We start from the raw sequence: 17,995 nt of genomic DNA on the forward strand, positions 1-17,995 counted from the left end.
ACCTTGCAGTCGGTGCTCAGCGTGGCCAGGTACAGCCAGGGTCGCAGCGTCAGCGCATAGAGCGCATGCCGGCTGTCTTCGCCCAGCAGGCGGGCTTCGGTGATCAACGCGTTGATCTGGCGCTCACCAGCGCCACGGCCTTCCAGCTCGATGCAGCATGAGATCTCACGGCCCACCATGTCGGGCAGGCTGAAGTTGGCACCCCGCATCGGGCCGCCGAACTCCGCCAGCTCATCGGGCGTCTGCAGCACCAGCCGGTACTCGAACAAGCCGTTGATCTCTTCCCGGCCGCTCAGCCGCAGCGGCACAAGTGCCGGCCGGCCCAGGTGCTGCGGGATCGCGGGGCTGCTGATCGTCAGCGCGCGTTCGCCGCTGAACAGGGGTACAGCGGGGCGTCTCTGGTTCATGTCGGCCAGACAAGGCTGCGGGGAACAAGGCACCCAGCTCAATCGCGGGCGCCGGCCAGACTGCTTGCGATTGCCATCAACCGCTCAATCTCTGCCTGAAAACTCCGCCAGGCATTCCCCAGCTTCGTCTCGCCCCGGCCCAACTTCAAGGCTGCTATTCACCGTCAAGAGGCGCGCGGCACCGCTGGGGGGCTCGTTTCATCGGCCACTCTGGTGCTGAATCTTCAGCCGGATCGCATCCGCTCGACGAACCGCCGTGCCGCAGGCCCCATCGGCCGCTCTTTCGACCACACCAGGTCCACCCACAAGGTGTTGCCGTTGGAAAGGTTCTCGAAGGCCATTTCCACCAGCCGGCCCGCGGCCACGTGAGGCTGCACCAAGCTGCGTGGCAGCCAGCCGAAGCCCACGCCGGCCAGGATGAGGCTGAGCGCCGCCAGCGCGTTGTCGGTGCGCCAGCGGTGGCGGGCGAACTCGAAGCGGCTGTCGCCCTGCCCTGGCTCGCGGCCGGCCACCACGATCTGCCGGTTGTCGATCAGGTGGTGCTCGCACAACTTTTCGCCCGGCGCCATGGCGGCCAGCGCCGGATGGCCGGGCGCCATCACCAGCACCAGCGTTTCGGCGCCGATCTCCTGGAAGCCCTCGCGCCCGTCCAGGCTGGGCCGCTCGAACACCAGCGCCAGCTGGGCGCGGCCACTGTGCAGCATGGCCAGCGCATCGGCCTGCGGGGCCGCCAGCACCTCCACTTCCAGCAGCGGGTAATCCTGCGCCAGGCCCTGCAGCGCATGGCTCCAGGGCGCGGTGAGCAGCTCAGGCGCGATGGCCAGCGTCAGCCGCGTCTCCAGCCCCTGCGACAGCGCCAGCGCATGCGCCTGCAGCTGGCGCGCCTGCGCCGCCAGCGCCCGCGCCTGCGGTGCCAGCGACAGCGCCGCCTGCGTCGGCCGCGGCTCGCGACCGCTGCGGTCGAACAGCGTCAACCCCAGCTCGGCCTCCAGGTGGGCCATGGCCATGCTGACGGCTGAGGGCACGCGCCCCAGCGCACGCGCGGCAGCCGAGAAGGAGCCGTGGTCCAGCACGGCCAGGAATACGGGCACGTTGTCGGCGGTGAAGGCCATGATCTGTCAGCAAAACTGAAAGAAGCCGACTTTATATATCAGCACCACGCAACTACAGTGGCGGCCCAGGGACAAGCAGGACTCCACCATGCAAGGCATCAAGCGCCGAATCGTCTTCATCACGCTGTACGAAGCGATCGCCATCACCATCGTCGCCGTCACGCTGGCGCTGGTGTTCGGCCAGGGTCTGGGCCATTCGGGCGCGCTGGCGGTGATGAGCTCCATCATCGCGGTGCTGTGGAACCTGACCTTCACGCACTTCTTCGAGCGCTGGGAGGCCCGCCAGGCCGTGCGTGGCCGCAGCTTGAAGCGCCGCATCGCCCATGCGGTGGGCTTCGAGGGCGGCCTGGTGGCGCTGCTGGTGCCCACCTTCGCCTGGTGGCTGGACATCAGCCTGTGGGAGGCGCTGGTGGCCGACCTGGGCTTCGTGCTGTTCTTCCTGGTCTACACCTTCGTCTTCAACTGGGGCTTCGACCGGGTGTTCGGCCTGCCGGCCTCGTCAGCGCCGGGCGGGCAGGCCTGCACGCAGGCTTAGTGTTTATGAGTGCCGTGGCCTTCGGCCTCGGCCTTGCCACCGGGCGCGGCGCTGCGCACCTCCACCTGCACCGGCACCTCGCCCGCCTTCTCGAACTTCAGCGTCAGCGGAAAGCGGTCGCCGGCCTTCAGCGGCGACTTCAGGTCCATCAGCATCAGATGCAAGCCGCCGGGCTGCAGCGCCACGGCCTGGCCGGCAGGCACCTCGATGCCGTCGACCTCGCGCATGCGCATCACATCGCCTTCCATCTTCATCGTGTGCAGTTCCACGCGGCCGGCCACCGGGCTGCTGCCGCCCACCAGTCGGTCGGCCGTCGGGCTTTCGATGCGCAGGAAGCCGCCGCCGGCCTTCTGGCCCTGCACCGTGGGCCGCGACCAGGCGCCTTCCACCTTGGGTTGGGCCATGGCGGCGGTGGCAGCGGCGGCCAGCAGCGCCAGCGTGGCGATTCGGGTCTTGAGGGTCATGTCGTTCTCCTGGGATGACGGCGCGCAGCCAGTGGGAGCTGGGCGCACCGGCGGGTCGACCGCTCGCCCATGGCGAGCAGCCGCAACTGTGGACCGAGGTCACCGAGGCAACGCCCCTGGCAGCGCAAAGGCGGACGCGGTGCTCACGAGGCGGGCATGTTAGCCGCCTGAGCCCGCTGGGGATAATGGGCCATGAGCATCCAGACCGACGATTTCGGCGCCCCTGCCCTGCCCGCGCGCCGCATGGTGAGCGCCGCGCCGTCGTCGCCCAACGAGGAAGCCATCGAGCGCGCGCTGCGCCCCAAGGGCCTGGCCGAGTACGTGGGGCAGGCCAAGGCGCGTGAGCAGCTCGAGATCTTCATCGGCGCGGCCAAGAAGCGGGCCGAGGCGCTGGACCATGTGCTGCTGTTCGGCCCGCCGGGGCTGGGCAAGACCACGCTCAGCCACATCATCGCCACCGAGCTGGGCGTGAACCTGCGCCAGACCTCGGGCCCGGTGCTGGAAAAGCCGAAGGACCTGGCGGCCATCCTCACCAACCTCGAGAAGAACGACGTGCTCTTCATCGACGAGATCCACCGCCTGTCGCCGGTGGTCGAGGAGATCCTGTACCCCGCGCTGGAGGACTACCAGATCGACATCATGATCGGCGAAGGCCCGGCGGCCCGCTCGATCAAGCTGGACCTGCAGCCCTTCACGCTGGTGGGCGCCACCACCCGCGCCGGCATGCTGACCAACCCGCTGCGCGACCGCTTCGGCATCGTGGCGCGGCTGGAGTTCTACACACCTGAAGAACTGGCGCGCATCGTGCACCGCTCGGCCGGGCTGCTGAATGCGCCGATCGACGCCGTCGGCGCCGCCGAGATCGCCCGCCGCTCACGCGGCACGCCCCGCATCGCCAACCGGCTGCTGCGCCGGGTGCGCGACTATGCCGAGGTCAAGGGCAATGGCCGCATCGACAAGGCGATCGCCGACCTGGCGCTGGCCATGCTGGACGTGGACCCGCACGGCCTGGACGTGATGGACCGCAAGCTGCTGGAAGCGGTGGTGCACCGCTTCGATGGCGGACCGGTGGGCCTGGACAACGTGGCCGCCGCCATCGGCGAAGAAAGCGGCACGATCGAAGACGTGATCGAGCCCTACCTCATCCAGCAGGGCTACCTGCAGCGCACGCCGCGCGGGCGCATCGCCACGCTGGCCGCCTACCGCCACCTGGGCGTGGCCCCGCCGGCCAGCGGCGGCGGCGACCTCTTCAGCAGCTGACGCGCCGCCCGCGCCCGTAGCGGCCGCCCGCCACGGCGCCGAACAGGCGGTTCGGCGCCCGTCTGTTCCACCGACCACCCCCGGCCCGGCCGGGCGACGATGGCGTTGCCGCTCGTCGGCCCGACGCCGCCGTTGATCCGTGCCGCGCGGCGGCCGGCTCAAGCCGGTGGCCGCCGCTCCGATACCTGGATCGAACCCGGCGAAAGCCCCACGGGCCCGGCCCTTCCAGGAATTTCACATGCACGCCTTCCGCCAACGCGGCTTCACCCTGATCGAGCTGATGGTCGCCGTGGCCATCGTGGCCATCCTGTCGGCCGTGGCCCTGCCGGCCTACAACAGCTATGTGCAGCGTTCACGGGTGCCGCCGGCGCTGGACGCGCTGTCGAGCTACCAGGTGCGGATGGAGCAGCGCTTCCAGGACACCGGCAGCTTTGCCAACAACGGCGCCTGCGCCGTGGCCGTGCCCGCCAACGTGCCCAACTTCACCATCACCTGCGCGGCCAACGGCGCCAACGGCTACACCGCCACGGCCACCGGCAGCGGCGCCATGAGCGGCTACACCTACACCATCAACCAGGCGGGCACCCGCGCCACCACGGCCCACCCCAAGGGCACCAACGACACCTGCTGGTCCACCAAGGGCTCGGTATGCGACACCTGACGCAACGCCGCGCCGCGCGCGGCCTGACGCTGATCGAGCTGATGGTCACCGTGGCCATCGCCGGCATCCTGATGATCGCCGGCCTGCCTTACCTGGGCGACTACGTGCAGAACTCGCGGCTGCGCGAGGCCGGCAACAGCGCCTACAGCAGCGCGATGTACGCGCAAAGCGAAGCCATCAAGCGCAACGGCCGGGTGCGCCTGTCCATCGACGGCAGCACGGTGCAGGTGATCGACCGCGTGGGCCTGGCCGCCGCTGACGCCGGCACGGTGCTGCGCACCGTGACGCTGCCCGACGGCGTGCGCCTGTCGGCCGCGGCCACGGTGGACTTCGGCAGCGAAGGCCGCACTTGGCCCGCCGGCACCACGCAGACCTTCAACTTCATCAAGACCGGGGTGACCTGCTCCACCGACATCCGCTGCCCGGCCCTGGTGGTCGAAGCCGGCGGCGGTGTGCGGCTGTGCCCCATCCAATCGGAATGCAGCTGATGCGCACGCCTCGCACCCGCCGCCATGCGCTGCGTGGCTTCGGCATGCTGGAAGCCTTGATTGCCATGGTGGTGCTGGTGTTCGGCCTGCTGGGCATGTCGCGCTTCCAGGCCAAGGTGGTCAAGGCCGGCACCGACGGCCAGGTGCGCCTGCAGGCGCTGCGCATGGCCGACCAGCTGGCCAGCCTGGTACGCATCGACCAGCCGGCCAACGCCGCCTGCTACACCGCGCCGGCCGCCGGCGTCTGCGGCAATGCGGCGGCCCGCACCCTGACCGACAACTGGCGCGCGGCCACGCTGGCTGCACTGCCGGGCGCGGCCAGCGCCACGTCCACGCTCAACGCCGCCAACGGACGCCTGACCATCCGCCTGGGCTGGACCGGCAAGCTGCAGCAGGACGCAGGCGAGGACGCGGCCAACGCACCTTACGTCGAGGTGGTGACCGATGTGCGCTTCTAGACGCGGGGGCGCCGCCCAGCGCGGCCTGTCCATCATCGAGCTGATGATCGGCATCGTCATCTCGCTGCTGGTCGGCCTGGCCGCCAGCAGCAGCGCCATGGTCTTTGGCGCGATGCAGCGCCAGGGCCTGGGCGCGGGTGCCGCCGTGGTCAGCGGTGCCACCACGCTGGCGCAGATCAAGGAAGACGCGGCCCAGGCCGGCCTGGGCTTCTTCGGCAACGGCGCATACATGTGCAGCGGCCTGAACCTGCGGGTGGGCGCCACGGTGCTGGACCAGGCCAGCTTCTCGCCGGTGCGCGTCACCCGCGCGGGCGGCCAGGACCAACTCGACCTGGTGTACGCCACTGCGGTGGCCGGTGGCGCCAACGTGGCGCTGCGCACCGCCTCCAACATGATGCAGGCCGAGCTGCAGACCTACCTGCCCGCCAGCGTCGGCGATGCGGTGCTGCTGGCCCCCGCCGCACTGGGCACGCCCTGCACCGCACGCAGCGTCACCGCGGTCGTCGCGTCCACCGAAACCACACCGCAGACGCTGAGCTTCGCTGCCGCCGGCCTGCACAACCAGGGCGCCGCCATCACCAACCCGGCGCTTTATCCCATCGGCGCGCGGGTCTCGCTGCTGGGCGCCCTGCAATGGCACCGCTACCGCGTGGTGCAGGGCAACCTGCAGCTGGAATTGCCCCTGCAGGCGGGTGCCAACGCCACGGTCGCGCTGGTGCGCAACGTGGTGGCGCTGCGGGTGCGGTTGGGCATCGTCGCTGCCGGCGCGGACACCCTCCAGGGCTGGGTGGAGCCCGACGCCGCCGCGCCCGGTGGCGGCACCTGGGGCCAGCCGACCAGCGCGGCCGACGCGCAGCGCGTGCGCGCGTTGCGTATGAACCTGGTGACGCGCAGCCCGCAGGCCGAGCTGCCCAAGGCCGGTGAGTCCTGCAGCGCCACCACCGCCGCGATCCCGCTGTTCGATGCGGCTGACAACCTCACGGTGACGCCGACCGACGTGGGCAGCACCGCCTGGCAATGCTTCCGCTACCGCAACAACGACCTGATGATTCCGCTGCGCAACTACATCGTGGGGCTGCGCCCATGAGGCGGCCTCGCGACCAACAAGGCGTCACGTTGATCGTGGTGCTGGTGCTGCTGCTGGTGATGCTGCTCGGTGGCCTGTCGATGGCCCGCATGACCGAAGTAGGCACCCTGGTGGCCGGCAACGTGGCGGCCAAGGAACGTGCACTGCAGGCCTCGGAGGTGGGCATCAACACCGCCTTTGCGCGCGTGGTGGCACTGGTGAACACCGATGCCGACGACGGCAGCTGGTACGCCGCGCAACAGCGCGCCACCGACGCCGACGGTGTGCCACTGAACGTGAACTGGGACAGCGCGCCCGAGGTGCAGGTGGGCAGCAACAACGAATACAGCGTGCGCTACTTCGTCGACCGCCAGTGCAGCCTGGCCAACGTGACCAACCCACAGCGCGAATGCCTGCTGCGCCAGGCCAATGCGCCGCAGAGTGGCGCGGCCTGCAAGCAGGAAGACTGCAGCTACGACCCGCCGGCCGGCCGCCAATTCCGCATCACCGTGCGCGTGACCACCATCGGCCGCAACGGCCAGGCCGACGTGAGCACGTTTGTCCAGTCGCTGGTCACCAAGAGCTGAGAAACCCATGAAGCCCCTCGCCCGATTCGCCGTCGCCTGCGCCGCGCTGGCCGGCCTGATGTACGGCGCCGCCTCGCATGCCACTGACGTGGCCAAGCGGCCGCTGAAGGTCGACGTCAACGTCAAGCCCAACGTCATCTTCGGCATGGACGATTCAGGCTCGATGGACTGGGAGATCATGATCAGTGCCTACAACGGCGTGCTGAACTGGAACGTGGCCAACCGCACCTTCTGGGACGGCAGCAAGCTGCTGGCCAAGGGCGACTACTACATGAACTACCTGTTCCCGAACGGAACGGGCACCGGCGCCAAGCAATACGCCGACGACAACTCACTGGGCCGCAACGTGCCGCCCTCGCCTCAGTTCGCGGCCATGCGTTCGAGCGCGTTCAACCCGATCTACTACAACCCAACGATCACCTATTCGCCGTGGAAGCCGGCCTACCACGACGGTGCGCTGCAGACCTACGGCAACGCCTCGCCCACTGCCGCCAAGTCGCACCCGGCGCTCACCGGCTCGGTCACCATGGACCTGACGTCGGACCAGGTGGCCACCGTCTACTACCGGCCGGGCATGCTGCGGCCCGACGGCGTCGTCTACAACAACTCGGCGACGGTAACGACCATCTACTACCCGGCCACCTACTGGGTGGTCGATGACAGCTGCACGGCCACCACGCCCATCACCTGGACCACCACCTGCGTGAGCACCCCGGACGGCCACAGGTTGCGAAAGGTGGAGATCAAACCCGCCAACTACACCACCACCGCCGCCTACAACGCCGACCTTCAGAACTTCGCCAACTGGTGGAGCTACTACCGCAAGCGCAAGCTGATGCTGGCCGGCGCCATGGGCAGCGTGCTGGACAACCTGACCGGCATGCGCGTGGGCGTGGTGGCCTTCAACCGCCGCAGCGGCAATGTGGCGATGTACGACAGCGATGCCACCGACAACGCAGCCAACCGTCGGCGCGTGGCGGGGGTGTTCTACACCAACCCGGCCGACAGCGGCACGCCGACCACTGCCACCTTGAAGTACATCGGCGAGCAGTACAAGACGAGTTCGGCCGCCATCCAGTACAGCTGCCAGCGCAACAACGCCTTCGTGGTGACCGACGGCCTTGCCAACGACACCGCCACCCCGCCCAGCTACAACAGCAGCACCTACGGCAGCGGTTTTCCGTATGCGCCCACCAAGGCCGACTCGCTCGCCGACGTGGCCCTGGCCTACTTCACGCTGAACCTGCGCAACAACCGCAGCACCTCCGGCGCCGGCAACCCGCTGTCCGACGGCCGCGTCAGCCTGCCCAACCAGCAGGTGAGCAACCCCGACAGCAACAGGAACCTGCACATGAACACCTATGCGATCACGCTGGGTGCCGGTGGCACGGTCTGGCCGGGCATCACCGACCCCTTCACCACCAGCTTCACCTGGCCCGACCCGCAGCCGGACACACCCAGCGCCATCGACGACCTGTGGCATGCCACCATCAACGGCCGCGGCCAGATGTACAAGGCCGACAACCCGACGCAGGCGGCCATTGCCATCCAGCGGGGCTTGAACGACATCGCCCAGCAGGCCGGCGCGCAAAGCGAGGTGTCCGTCAACACGGTGAACCTGGCACGCGGCACCGGCAAGGCTTATCTGGGCAAGTACACCTCGTCCAGCTGGACCGGCGACATCACCGCCAATGAGGTGAACACCAACACGGGCGCCATCGCCGGGACTTACACCTGGTCGGCCAACGATCGCCTGGTCAATCGCACCGCCGCCCGGGTGATCGCCACCAGCGTCGGCGGCTCGCGCGTGCCCTTTACCACCGCCAACGTCGGCGCCACGCTGTCGTCCACCGACGGCGCGGGCCTGACCGCCTATTTCCGCGGCGACCGCACCGGCGAAGGCAGCAAGTACCGCGCACGCGGCTCGCTGATCGGCCCGGTGATCAATGCCAAGCCGGTGGTGTCCACCGCGCCGAAGGTGGTGTTCGCGGCTTCGGGTGACGGCATGATGCACGCCCTGGACGTCGATACAGGCGACGAGCTGTGGGCCTACGTGCCCGGCACGGTGCTCACCAGCATGGCCAGCTCGGCCAACCTCAACTACTACTTCGAGACCTTGCTCGACGGCACGCCCACCGTGCAGATGGTGGGCAGCAAGCGCTACCTGGTGGCCGGACGCGGGACCGCCGGCCCGGGCTACTACGCCATCGACGTCACCAACCCGCGCAACCTGACCGAGACGCAGCTGGCCACCAATGTGCTGTGGGACATCGGCAACGGCGGCAGCTTCACGCTGGGCCAGTCAGTGGGCCGGCCGCTGGTGGTGCAGACGCGCAGCTACGGCACGGTGGTGCTGTTCACCCAGGGCTACAACGGCAGCAGCGACGGCAAGGGCCGGCTGTACATGGTCAATGCCGACACCGGCGAGCTGGTGCACACCTTCGTGGCCGACGGCGGCGGCAGCGGCGACCTGGGCCTGGCCCAGATCAATGCAGCGGTGGAAGGCGACGGCAAGGTGGTGCACGTGTACGGCGGCGACCTGCAGGGCAACCTGTGGCACTTCGACCTGCAAGACAAGACGACGACGAAGCTGGCCACGCTGAAGACCGGCACCACCGCGCAACCGGTGACCACCGCGCCCGAGATCATGTTCAACGGCAGCGACCGGCTGATCCTGGTGGGCACCGGCCGCCTGCTGGGTGTGAGCGATTTCGGCCGCGGCACCACCGAAACCTTCTATGCCATCAAGGATGGCACGGCGCTGGCGGGCTCCGCCCGCGACAGCCTGGTGCGCCGCAGCTTCGTGACCGACAGCGACAGCACCGTCGACGCCACTGGCACCGACTTCGACTGGAGCAGCCGGCGTGGCTGGTACATCGACCTGCCGAACAACCTGCAGGTGATCAACGATCCGACGATCGCCTTCGGCGCCATCGCCTTCACGGCCAACAAGGCCTTGCTGTCGGAGTGCGCGTCCAATTCCTCGCTCTTCGTGCTGGACGTGCTGACCGGCAAAAACGTCGAGGACATGGGATACGCCGCCATCGACCTGGGCCAAACCTCGTCATCTGCCGTGACCTTGCTGCGCACCAGCGGTGCCAATGGCGACCGCATCGTCGCGCAACGCCAGACAGGCGTGTGCAGTGGCGACAGCTGCGCCCCGTCTGGCGACCCGCCCGTGATCCCGCTGAAGTTCGGCGTCACCGACCGCAAGAACGCCTGGCGCCAGATCCGCCGCGGCGACCGCTAGGCGGCGCTCAGGGCGCGGCCGCGCCCACGTCGCGTGCCGCGGTGTCCAGGTGGGTGTTGTCACTCCAGCCCACCAGGGTCAGGCCGCCTTCGGTGTGCAGCAGGCGGTTGATGCTGGCGTTGCCCACCTGCCAGGTGCGCGGCGCGTCCAGCGCCAGCCGGGTGGCGGCGCGGTACAGGCAGTCGAGCACGCCGCCGTGCGACACCAGCGCGATGCTCTGGCCGGCGTGGCGTTGCGCCAGGCCCCGCACCACCGCCACCACCCGCTCGTAGAACTGGGTCAGCGTCTCGCCGCCCTCGGGCCCGAAGGCGGGGTCGCGCTTGCGCCAGCGCAGCGCCTGGTCGGGCCAGCGCTGCTCGATCTCCTCGAAGCTCATGCCCTCGAAGCTGCCGAAGCGCCGCTCGCGCAGTCCCACGTCGGCGGTCACCGCCAGTCCCTTGGGCGCGGCAAAGGCCTGCGCCGTGTCGAAGGCGCGGCCCAGGTCGCTGGCATACACCGCTTCCAGCGGCTCGTCGGCCAGGGCTTCGGCCAGGCGCCCGGCCTGCCAGCGACCCTGGTCGTTGAGCGGAATGTCGGTGTGGCCCTGGATGCGGGTGGCGACGTTCCAGTCCGTCTCGCCGTGGCGGATGGCGATGATGCGGGTGGCCGGCGTCACGCCTGGGCCAGCCGCTTGTTGAGGGTGTAGGTGCCCGAGTGCATCACCTCGCCCAGCACGTGCGGGGCCATGGCCTCGCGCACCTGCTGGCCGGTGAAGGCGCCTTCCACCGGCAGCCGCTCCACGTCCAGCGCATACAGCGTGAACACGTAGTGGTGCACCAGCGAATCGTTGAAGGGTGGGAACGGGCCGTCGTAGCCGAAGTACTGGCCGGCCATCTCGGCGTTGCCGGCGAACCAGCCGGTGTAGTCGTTCAGGCCATGGCGCGCGCCGTGCAGCGTGGCCGGGCCGGGCTTGCCGCGGGCGGTGAAGCCCTGGCTGAACTCGCCTTCGGCGATCTGCGTCAGCGATGGCGGCAGGTCCACCAGCACCCAGTGGAAGAAGTCCACGCGCGGCAGGTCGGCCGGCACTTCGCGGTCGGGCTGGTTGACGTCGTCGCCCTTGCTGGGCACGTCGAAGTCGTGGCACACCAGCACCAGCGACTGGGTGCCGGCGGGCAGGTCGCTCCAGGCCAGGTGCGGGTTCAGGTTGTCGGAGAAGCCCACGCCACCTGCATCGTCGAGCCGGCCCGCGGCATGACGCGGCGGAATCGGTTCGCCATTGGCCCAGCTGTCGCTCCAGAGTTTCATCTGCTCACTCCCTTCCTGTTGTGTTGTGGACTCAGACGCCCCAGACCACGTCGGTGCCGGCCTTGTGGCTGCGCTCGATCATCTCGATCAGCGGCCATGCGCGCTGGCGCAGCGACACCACGCCCTCGCGGCTGCCGCGGGGGCCGTCGTCGTCGGCTTCGTCTTCGGGGGTCGCCTGGCGGCGTGCATCTTCTTCTTCGACCGCGGCGCGCAGCGCGGCCACGGCGGCCGGCATGTCGGCCACTTCCAGGATGCCCTTGGCCGTGGGCTCGCGGCCGATCAGGCGCAGGACCTGGTCGCCGTTCGGCCCCATCATGATCACGTCAGGGGCCGCCTTGGACTTGAACTTGTAGATCATCGGTTGCCTGCTGAGAATGGAACGGGGATGGGGCATTGTGCCCCGCCGCCCCGGCCCCTCGTCAGGCAGCCGTCAGCCGGCCCAGCAACGTGTCGGGTTCCAGCGCAGGCGCGAACAGGAAGCCCTGGTAGGTGTTGCAGCCGATCTGCGCCAGGAAGTCGCGCTGCGCGGGCAGCTCCACGCCTTCGGCCACCACGCTCAGGCCCAGTGCATGGGCCATCTGCACGATGGCGCGCACGATGGCTACGTCGCTCTCGTCGGCAGGCAGGCCGCGCACGAAGCGGCGGTCGATCTTCAGCGCATCCAGCGGAAAGCGCTTGAGGTAGGCCAGGCTGGAGTAGCCGGTGCCGAAGTCGTCGATGGCCAGCCGCACGCCCAGCCCGGCCAGCGCCTGCAGCCGCTCCAGCGCCTCGGCCGCATCGCGCACCAGGATGGATTCGGTCAGCTCCAGCTCCAGCAGCGCGGGCGGCAGCTGCGCATCGGCCAGGGCCTGCGCCACGCGGGCCACGAAGCCCGCCTGCTGGAACTGCAGCGCCGAGACGTTGATGGACACCGGCACCGGCTGGTCCGCGGCCAACCACCGGGCGGCCTGGGCGACGGCCTCGCTCAGCACCCAGTCGCCGATCTGCACGATGAAGCCGCTGGCCTCGGCCACGGGGATGAAGTCGCCGGGCGAGATGTCGCCGTAGTGCGCGTCCTTCCAGCGGATCAGCGCCTCGCAGCCGATCATGCGGCCGCTGGCCAGGTCGACCTGCGGCTGGTAGTGCAGCCGGAAGCGGTGCTGCGCCAGCGCCTGGCGCATCGCATGGTCCAGCCGCACGCGCTTGCGCACCTCGTCGTCATGGCTGCCCGAGCGGTGGAAGCGGAAGCCCGCACGACCGCCGGCCTTGGCGGCCAGCATCGCCGTCTCGGCATGGCGCAGCAGGTCGTGCGCGGTGTCGGCCGCATCGGGGAACAGGGCCACGCCGATGCTGCAGGTCAGCGTGAACTGCGCGCCTTCGATCTCGTAAGGCGCCTCGGTGGCGCGCAGCACGCGGCGCGCCGCATGCTCGGCCGCCTCGGTGCCGGCATGGTGCAGCAGCACCGCGAACTGGTCGCCGCCCACGCGGCCCACCACGTCGCCGGCGCGCAGCGCGCTGCGGATGCGCTGGCACAGCTCCACCAGCACGCGGTCGCCGATGCCCTGGCCCAGGCTGTCGTTGATCTGCTTGAAGGCGTCCACGTCCAGCAGCAGCAGGGCCAGGCGGCCGCGGCGGCGCTGGGCTTCGGCAATCGCCGATGACAGCCGCTCGCTCAGCTGCCGGCGGTTGGGCACGCCGGTCAGTGCGTCGGTGGTGGACAGGGTCTCGATGCGCTGGTCGGCCGCCAACCGCTCGCTCAGGTCGCGGAACGACCACACGCGGCCGATGGGCCGGCCATGGCTCCATTGCGTGTGCACCACGCGTTCCAGCACCATGCCGTTGCGCAGGGTCACGCGGTCGGTGGCCGGCACCAGGGCGCCCCGCTCGATGGCTTCCAGGTGGCGCTGGTAGGTATGCGGCTCCAGCACGGCTTGCAGCATCCAGGTGTAGATGGCTTCGTCGCGGCCGCTGGCCAGGTGGTCGGGCAGCGCCCACAGCTGCGCGAAGCGGCGGTTGAAGGCGCGGATGTGGCCGCGCAGGTCGGTCACCAGCAGGCCGTCGGCGGTGGCTTCGAGCGTGGCGCGCAGCTCGGAGATCAGCGTCTCGCGCTCTTCCAGGGCCTGGCGCTCGGGCGTCAGGTCGCGCAGCGACACCAGCAGCAGCTGCGGCAGGCCGTGCGTGGCCAGGCGGTGGATGCGCCGCTCCAGGTGCAGAGGCTCGCCCTCGGCGCGCAGCAGCAGCGTGCGCGACAGCAGCTCGTCGCCCGCGCCGGGCCAGCGCTGCGCGGCCCAGAAGGCCAGGTCTTCGGGCGTGTCCAGCAGGGTGTCGGCGGGCTGGTCGATGATGTCGGCGCGCGGGCGGCCCAGCAGCGCCAGCGCCGGTTCATTGATGGCCACCACGTGCAGGTTGTGCGCGTCCACCAGCCAGGCCGGCTCCCACAGCCCCTCCACGAGCGCGATCGTCTGGCTGTCCAGCGCGACAGGCCCCTGCAGCAGCGGTACAGCCAGCGAAGACGTCGTCACTCGGCCATCCCTTCGCTGGTCAGCTCGTTCTCGGAAGCCGGGAACTCCTGCTCGGCCGGCGGCACCGGCTCGAAGTAGTAGGTGATGCGCTGGCGCGGCGCCAGGTATTCCATCGACGCCTGCGGCAGCTGGCTGGCCTTGAGGCTGCGGCGGATGCCCAGCGTGGGCTCGTCCTCGAGGTTCATGTGCAGCGCCTCGTCGCGCGGCACACGGCTGTCGTGCACCAGCACCCGCGGCTTGAGCGGGCGCGACGAATTGACACCCACCACGATGGCGTAGCGCTCGTCCGTCAGCTGCACCACCGAGCCCGGCGGGTACACGCCCATCATGCGGATGAAGGCGTTGAGCATGGTCACGTCGAACTTGTGCTTGCCCTGGGCGAACATCACCGACAAGGCTTCGTGCGGCGTCAGCGCCTTGGCCGGCGACACCGGGTTGCACAGGTTGTCGTAGCGGTTGACCAGCGAGACGATGCGCGCGGCCGTCGTCATGCGGTCGACGTTCAGCCGCTGCGGAAAGCCGGTGCCGTCGGCCTGCTCATGGTGCTGGGCGATCACCAGCAGCGCGCCGGGCGACAGGCCCATCTTGCGGCCCAGCGTCACGCCCTGCGACACATGCTCGCGGTAGGCCTGGGTCTCAGCGCCGGTGAAGTGGTCTTCGAGGTAGCGCACGCGCGAAGGCAGTTCCACCTTGCCGATGTCGTGGAGCAGCGCGCCCATGCCCAGGTCGGTCATGTCGACCTCCGACAGGCCGAACAGCTTGCCCATCAGCAGCGAGATGACGCTGACGTTGAGCGAATGCGCGGTGCTGCGGTCGCCCGCGCTTTCGGTGAGCAGGCGGATGCACATCTCGCGGTCGGCCAGCATCTTCTGCACCAGCGCCTGCGTGAACACCTCGCTGCGCACGCGGGCGCCCACCGGGTCGGACTGCGCCATGGCAGCGGCGGCGCGCCACGACTTGCTGGCCTCGGCGTACTGGCGCTCGCACTGCAGCAGGGCTTCGCGCTGGCTGGCCAGCGCCGCGCGGCGCTGCCGGCGTTGCAGCTGCTCGGGCGTCTCGGCTTCCTGGCTGGCGGCCTGTGCATCGGCCTGCGCCGGCTGCGGGGTGGTCACGGGGTCGCTGCGCTCGGGGCTCCAGCGGATGCGCGTCAACCCCAGGCTGCGGATGGTCGCGATCTGCTCCGCATCGCCGATGCGGAAGCTGCTGAGCGGGAACGGATGCGACATCCACCCGAGGTCCAGGTGAACGAACATGCCGATGCGCAGTTCGCTGACGTCGATGGAGGCGGTGGACATGGCGAGCAGGCGAGAGAAATGACGGAAGCGGTTAAAAAGGTTGTCGGCCAGATGTATCAGGAACTTGAAGCCCGCCCGCTCAACGCTGGATGCGCGTGGACAGCACGATGGCCGAGGTGGTGCGCTCCACGCCGTCGAGCGCACCGATGCGGTCGATCAGGGCGTCGAGCTCGGTGATCGAGGACGCGGCCACCACCGCGATCAGGTCGTAGGGCCCGCTGACCGACAGCAAGGTGCGCACCTCCGGAATGCGCCGCAGCGCCGCGGTGATGGAGGCACCCTGCTTGGGCCCGGCGATCACCATCACATGCGCGCGCACCAGCGCCGCTTCCGCCTCGTCCGGCACCACCACGGTGTAGCCGGCGATCGCGCCCTGGCGTTCCAGCCGCTGCAGCCGGCTTTGCACCGTGGTGCGCGCCACGCCCAGCCGCCGCGCCAGGTCGGCAGCGGGCAGGCGGGCGTTTTCGCGCAGCAACGCCAGTAGTGCGCGGTCGGTGTCGTCCAGCAGGGGCAACTTCGTCATGTCGTCAAGTCTAGTCAGCGATGCGACGTGGCAGGGCCTGCATTTCGTCGGCTTGTGGGCTGCAATCGGCCGAAGTCCGGCTGAAGATGCGCGGCATCCACCGCCACCTTCGCAGGAGCCCTCATGAAAGACATCCTCGTCATCGGTGCCGGCCAGATCGGCCAGGTCGTGGCCGGCCTGCTGGCCGACAGCGGCGATTACCGCGTCACCCTGGCCGACCGCTCGCCCGACGCATTGGCAGCGGCGGTGCCCACGGGCCAGCGGCTGCAGGCGCTGGCCCTGGACGTGACCGACACCGCGGCCCTGCAGGCGGCGCTGCGCGGGCGCCATGCGGTGGTCAGCGCCGCGCCCTGGCACATGACGGTGCCCATCGCCGAGGCGGCGCGCGCCGTGGGCGTGCACTACTTCGACCTCACCGAAGACGTGGCCAGCACCCGCCGCATCCGCGAGCTGGCGCAGGGGGCAGGCCATGCCTTCGTGCCCCAGTGCGGCCTGGCGCCGGGCTTCATCAGCATCGTGGCCGCCGACCTGGCGCGCGGCTTCGACACGCTGGATGCGGTGCGCCTGCGCGTCGGCGCCCTGCCCGCCTACCCCAGCAATGCCTTCAACTACAACCTGACCTGGAGCACCGACGGCGTCATCAACGAGTACATCCAGCCTTGCGAGGCCATCGTCGATGGCCGCCGCACCGAAGTGCCGGCGCTGGAAGAGCGCGAGCAGTTCGCGCTGGACGGCGTGCTCTACGAAGCCTTCAACACCAGCGGCGGCCTGGGCACGCTGTGCGAGACGCTGGAAGGCCGTGTGCGCTCGCTCAACTACCGCAGCATCCGCTACCCCGGCCACGGCGCGCTGATGAAGGCGCTGCTGCACGACCTGCGCCTGAAGGACCGGCGCGAGGTGCTCAAGGACATCCTGGAGAACGCGCTGCCCGCCACGCTGCAGGACGTGGTGATCGTGTTCGTCACCGTCACCGGCTGGCGCGGCGGCCGGCTGCAGCAGGACAGCTACGCCCACAAGATCTACGGCGGCCGCGTGGCGGGCCAGCCGCGCAGCGCGATCCAGATCACCACCGCCAGCAGCGTGTGCGCCATGCTGGACCTGCTGACCCAGGGCCGGCTGCCCCAGCAGGGCTTCGTACGCCAGGAAGAAGTGCCGCTGGCCGACTTCCTGGCCAACCGCTTCGGCGCCGCCTACGCGCCGGCCGCCAGCACGCCGCCGCTGGCCCGCGCCGCCTGAATGTCCGCGTTGACGGGCCGCCCGCAGCTTGCGAGGCGGCTCGGTTGTTCGTATGATGTTCTTTAGAAGAACGTGTGTTCTTATATCGAACAGGAGACGACGCCTTGATCAACAAAATCTCGCCTTCCATCGAAGCGGCGCTGGCCGACGTGCACGACGGCGCCACGGTGATGATCGGCGGCTTCGGCACCGCCGGCCTGCCCAACGAGCTGATCGACGGCCTGATCGCCCAGGGCGCCAAAGACCTGACCATCGTCAACAACAACGCCGGCAACGGCGACACCGGCCTGGCCGCGCTGCTGGCCAAGCGGCGGGTGCGCAAGATCATCTGCAGCTTTCCGCGGCAGGCCGACAGCCACCACTTCGACGCGCTGTACCGCGCTGGCGACATCGAGCTGGAACTGGTGCCCCAGGGCAACCTGGCTGAGCGCATCCGCGCCGCCGGTGCCGGCATCGGCGGCTTCTTCACGCCCACCGGCTACGGCACGCAGCTGGCCGAAGGCAAGGAAACGCGCGAGATCAACGGCCGCATGTACGTGCTGGAGTCGCCCATCCATGCCGACTTCGCGCTCATTCGCGCCGAGCGCGGCGACCGCTGGGGCAACCTCACCTACCGCATGACGGCCCGCAACTTCGGCCCGGTGATGGCCATGGCCGCCAAGGTCACCATCGCCACCGTGCACGACGTGGTGGAACTGGGCAGCCTGGACCCCGAGGCCGTGGTCACGCCGGGCATCTTCGTGCAGCGCGTGGTGCAGGTGGCGCGCGTGGCCACCACCGGCGGCGGCTTCAAGCAGGCCGCGTGATGCGGCGTCGCCTCTTCATGGCCGGCGCCGCCGGCCTGGCCACGCTCGGCGCGCCGCTGCGC

Annotated in this window: 19 protein-coding genes; 10 read left to right on the top strand and 9 right to left on the bottom strand. The window is 69.7% G+C overall.

The features are described from left to right. Together ABNT58_RS16295 and ABNT58_RS16300 are read right to left on the bottom strand one after the other, a co-directional pair. Positions 1-407, bottom strand: a 407-nt coding sequence (locus tag ABNT58_RS16295; RefSeq protein ID WP_348754500.1) for a contractile injection system protein, VgrG/Pvc8 family, incomplete at its 3' end; no start/stop codon positions are given. Between the two features lie 224 nt (positions 408-631). Then, positions 632-1,519 (bottom strand): LysR family transcriptional regulator, encoded by an 888-nt coding sequence (locus ABNT58_RS16300; RefSeq protein ID WP_348754501.1) that lies wholly within the window; start codon positions 1,517-1,519, stop codon positions 632-634. Between the two features lie 88 nt (positions 1,520-1,607). Here ABNT58_RS16300 and ABNT58_RS16305 point away from each other — a divergent pair, with 88 nt between their 5' ends. Beyond that, positions 1,608-2,054, top strand: a complete 447-nt coding sequence (locus ABNT58_RS16305; RefSeq protein ID WP_348754502.1) for a PACE efflux transporter — start codon at positions 1,608-1,610, stop codon at positions 2,052-2,054. Here the strand turns inward: ABNT58_RS16305 and ABNT58_RS16310 are convergent. Next, positions 2,051-2,518: a copper chaperone PCu(A)C gene (locus tag ABNT58_RS16310; protein WP_348754503.1), complete on the bottom strand. Its 468-nt coding sequence runs from the start codon at positions 2,516-2,518 to the stop codon at positions 2,051-2,053. The genes ABNT58_RS16305 and ABNT58_RS16310 overlap by 4 nt on opposite strands. Before the next feature lie 192 nt (positions 2,519-2,710). Here ABNT58_RS16310 and ruvB point away from each other — a divergent pair, with 192 nt between their 5' ends. The 7 genes from ruvB to ABNT58_RS16345 all read left to right on the top strand — a co-directional run bounded on the left by ruvB (position 2,711) and on the right by ABNT58_RS16345 (position 10,288). After that, entirely contained in the window at positions 2,711-3,778 is a 1,068-nt protein-coding gene (gene ruvB / locus ABNT58_RS16315) for a Holliday junction branch migration DNA helicase RuvB (protein WP_348754504.1), read from the top strand. A 238-nt stretch (positions 3,779-4,016) separates the two neighbouring features. Next, complete coding sequence (locus tag ABNT58_RS16320; protein ID WP_348754505.1) at positions 4,017-4,439, top strand: type IV pilin protein; 423 nt, start codon at positions 4,017-4,019, stop codon at positions 4,437-4,439. Next, complete coding sequence (locus tag ABNT58_RS16325) at positions 4,427-4,927, top strand: GspH/FimT family pseudopilin (protein ID WP_348754506.1); 501 nt, start codon at positions 4,427-4,429, stop codon at positions 4,925-4,927. Before ABNT58_RS16320 ends, ABNT58_RS16325 begins: the two co-directional genes overlap by 13 nt. Beyond that, complete coding sequence (locus ABNT58_RS16330; RefSeq protein ID WP_348754507.1) at positions 4,927-5,385, top strand: pilus assembly protein PilV; 459 nt, start codon at positions 4,927-4,929, stop codon at positions 5,383-5,385. The genes ABNT58_RS16325 and ABNT58_RS16330 overlap by 1 nt, the downstream gene beginning before the upstream one ends. Next, entirely contained in the window at positions 5,372-6,472 is a 1,101-nt protein-coding gene (locus tag ABNT58_RS16335) for a PilW family protein (RefSeq protein ID WP_348754508.1), read from the top strand. The genes ABNT58_RS16330 and ABNT58_RS16335 overlap by 14 nt, the downstream gene beginning before the upstream one ends. Next, positions 6,469-7,038 (top strand): PilX N-terminal domain-containing pilus assembly protein, encoded by a 570-nt coding sequence (locus ABNT58_RS16340; RefSeq protein ID WP_348754509.1) that lies wholly within the window; start codon positions 6,469-6,471, stop codon positions 7,036-7,038. Before ABNT58_RS16335 ends, ABNT58_RS16340 begins: the two co-directional genes overlap by 4 nt. A gap of 7 nt (positions 7,039-7,045) precedes the next feature. Beyond that, a complete protein-coding gene (locus ABNT58_RS16345) occupies positions 7,046-10,288 on the top strand; it encodes a PilC/PilY family type IV pilus protein (RefSeq protein ID WP_348754510.1) in 3,243 nt (1,080 codons plus the stop codon). A gap of 7 nt (positions 10,289-10,295) precedes the next feature. Here the strand turns inward: ABNT58_RS16345 and ABNT58_RS16350 are convergent, their stop codons facing one another. The 6 genes from ABNT58_RS16350 to ABNT58_RS16375 all read right to left on the bottom strand — a co-directional run bounded on the left by ABNT58_RS16350 (position 10,296) and on the right by ABNT58_RS16375 (position 15,891). Then, complete coding sequence (locus tag ABNT58_RS16350; RefSeq protein ID WP_348754511.1) at positions 10,296-10,943, bottom strand: histidine phosphatase family protein; 648 nt, start codon at positions 10,941-10,943, stop codon at positions 10,296-10,298. Beyond that, a complete protein-coding gene (locus tag ABNT58_RS16355) occupies positions 10,940-11,572 on the bottom strand; it encodes a YbhB/YbcL family Raf kinase inhibitor-like protein (protein WP_348754512.1) in 633 nt (210 codons plus the stop codon). Before ABNT58_RS16355 ends, ABNT58_RS16350 begins: the two co-directional genes overlap by 4 nt. Before the next feature lie 31 nt (positions 11,573-11,603). Next, the gene (locus ABNT58_RS16360; RefSeq protein ID WP_348754513.1) at positions 11,604-11,930 is read right to left on the bottom strand and encodes a DUF1840 domain-containing protein; all 327 of its coding nucleotides are present in this window, start codon (positions 11,928-11,930) and stop codon (positions 11,604-11,606) included. Positions 11,931-11,991: 61 nt separating this feature from the next. Further along, complete coding sequence (locus tag ABNT58_RS16365) at positions 11,992-14,073, bottom strand: EAL domain-containing protein (RefSeq protein ID WP_348754514.1); 2,082 nt, start codon at positions 14,071-14,073, stop codon at positions 11,992-11,994. Further along, a complete protein-coding gene (locus tag ABNT58_RS16370; protein WP_348754515.1) occupies positions 14,070-15,368 on the bottom strand; it encodes a DUF3391 domain-containing protein in 1,299 nt (432 codons plus the stop codon). Before ABNT58_RS16370 ends, ABNT58_RS16365 begins: the two co-directional genes overlap by 4 nt. Before the next feature lie 79 nt (positions 15,369-15,447). Further along, complete coding sequence (locus tag ABNT58_RS16375; RefSeq protein ID WP_348754516.1) at positions 15,448-15,891, bottom strand: Lrp/AsnC family transcriptional regulator; 444 nt, start codon at positions 15,889-15,891, stop codon at positions 15,448-15,450. A 123-nt stretch (positions 15,892-16,014) separates the two neighbouring features. Here ABNT58_RS16375 and ABNT58_RS16380 point away from each other — a divergent pair, with 123 nt between their 5' ends. Further along, positions 16,015-17,127, top strand: coding sequence for a saccharopine dehydrogenase family protein (locus ABNT58_RS16380; RefSeq protein WP_348754517.1), 1,113 nt, complete (start codon positions 16,015-16,017; stop codon positions 17,125-17,127). 104 nt (positions 17,128-17,231) lie between these two features. Next, on the top strand, positions 17,232-17,933 hold the full coding sequence (locus ABNT58_RS16385) for a 3-oxoacid CoA-transferase subunit A (RefSeq protein WP_348754518.1): 702 nt from the start codon (positions 17,232-17,234) through the stop codon (positions 17,931-17,933). Positions 17,934-17,995: the final 62 nt, after the last annotated feature.

Origin of the sequence: uncultured Aquincola sp., assembly GCF_964001545.1 — a bacterium.
In the GTDB taxonomy this organism is placed as follows: Bacteria; Pseudomonadota; Gammaproteobacteria; order Burkholderiales; family Burkholderiaceae_C; genus Aquincola.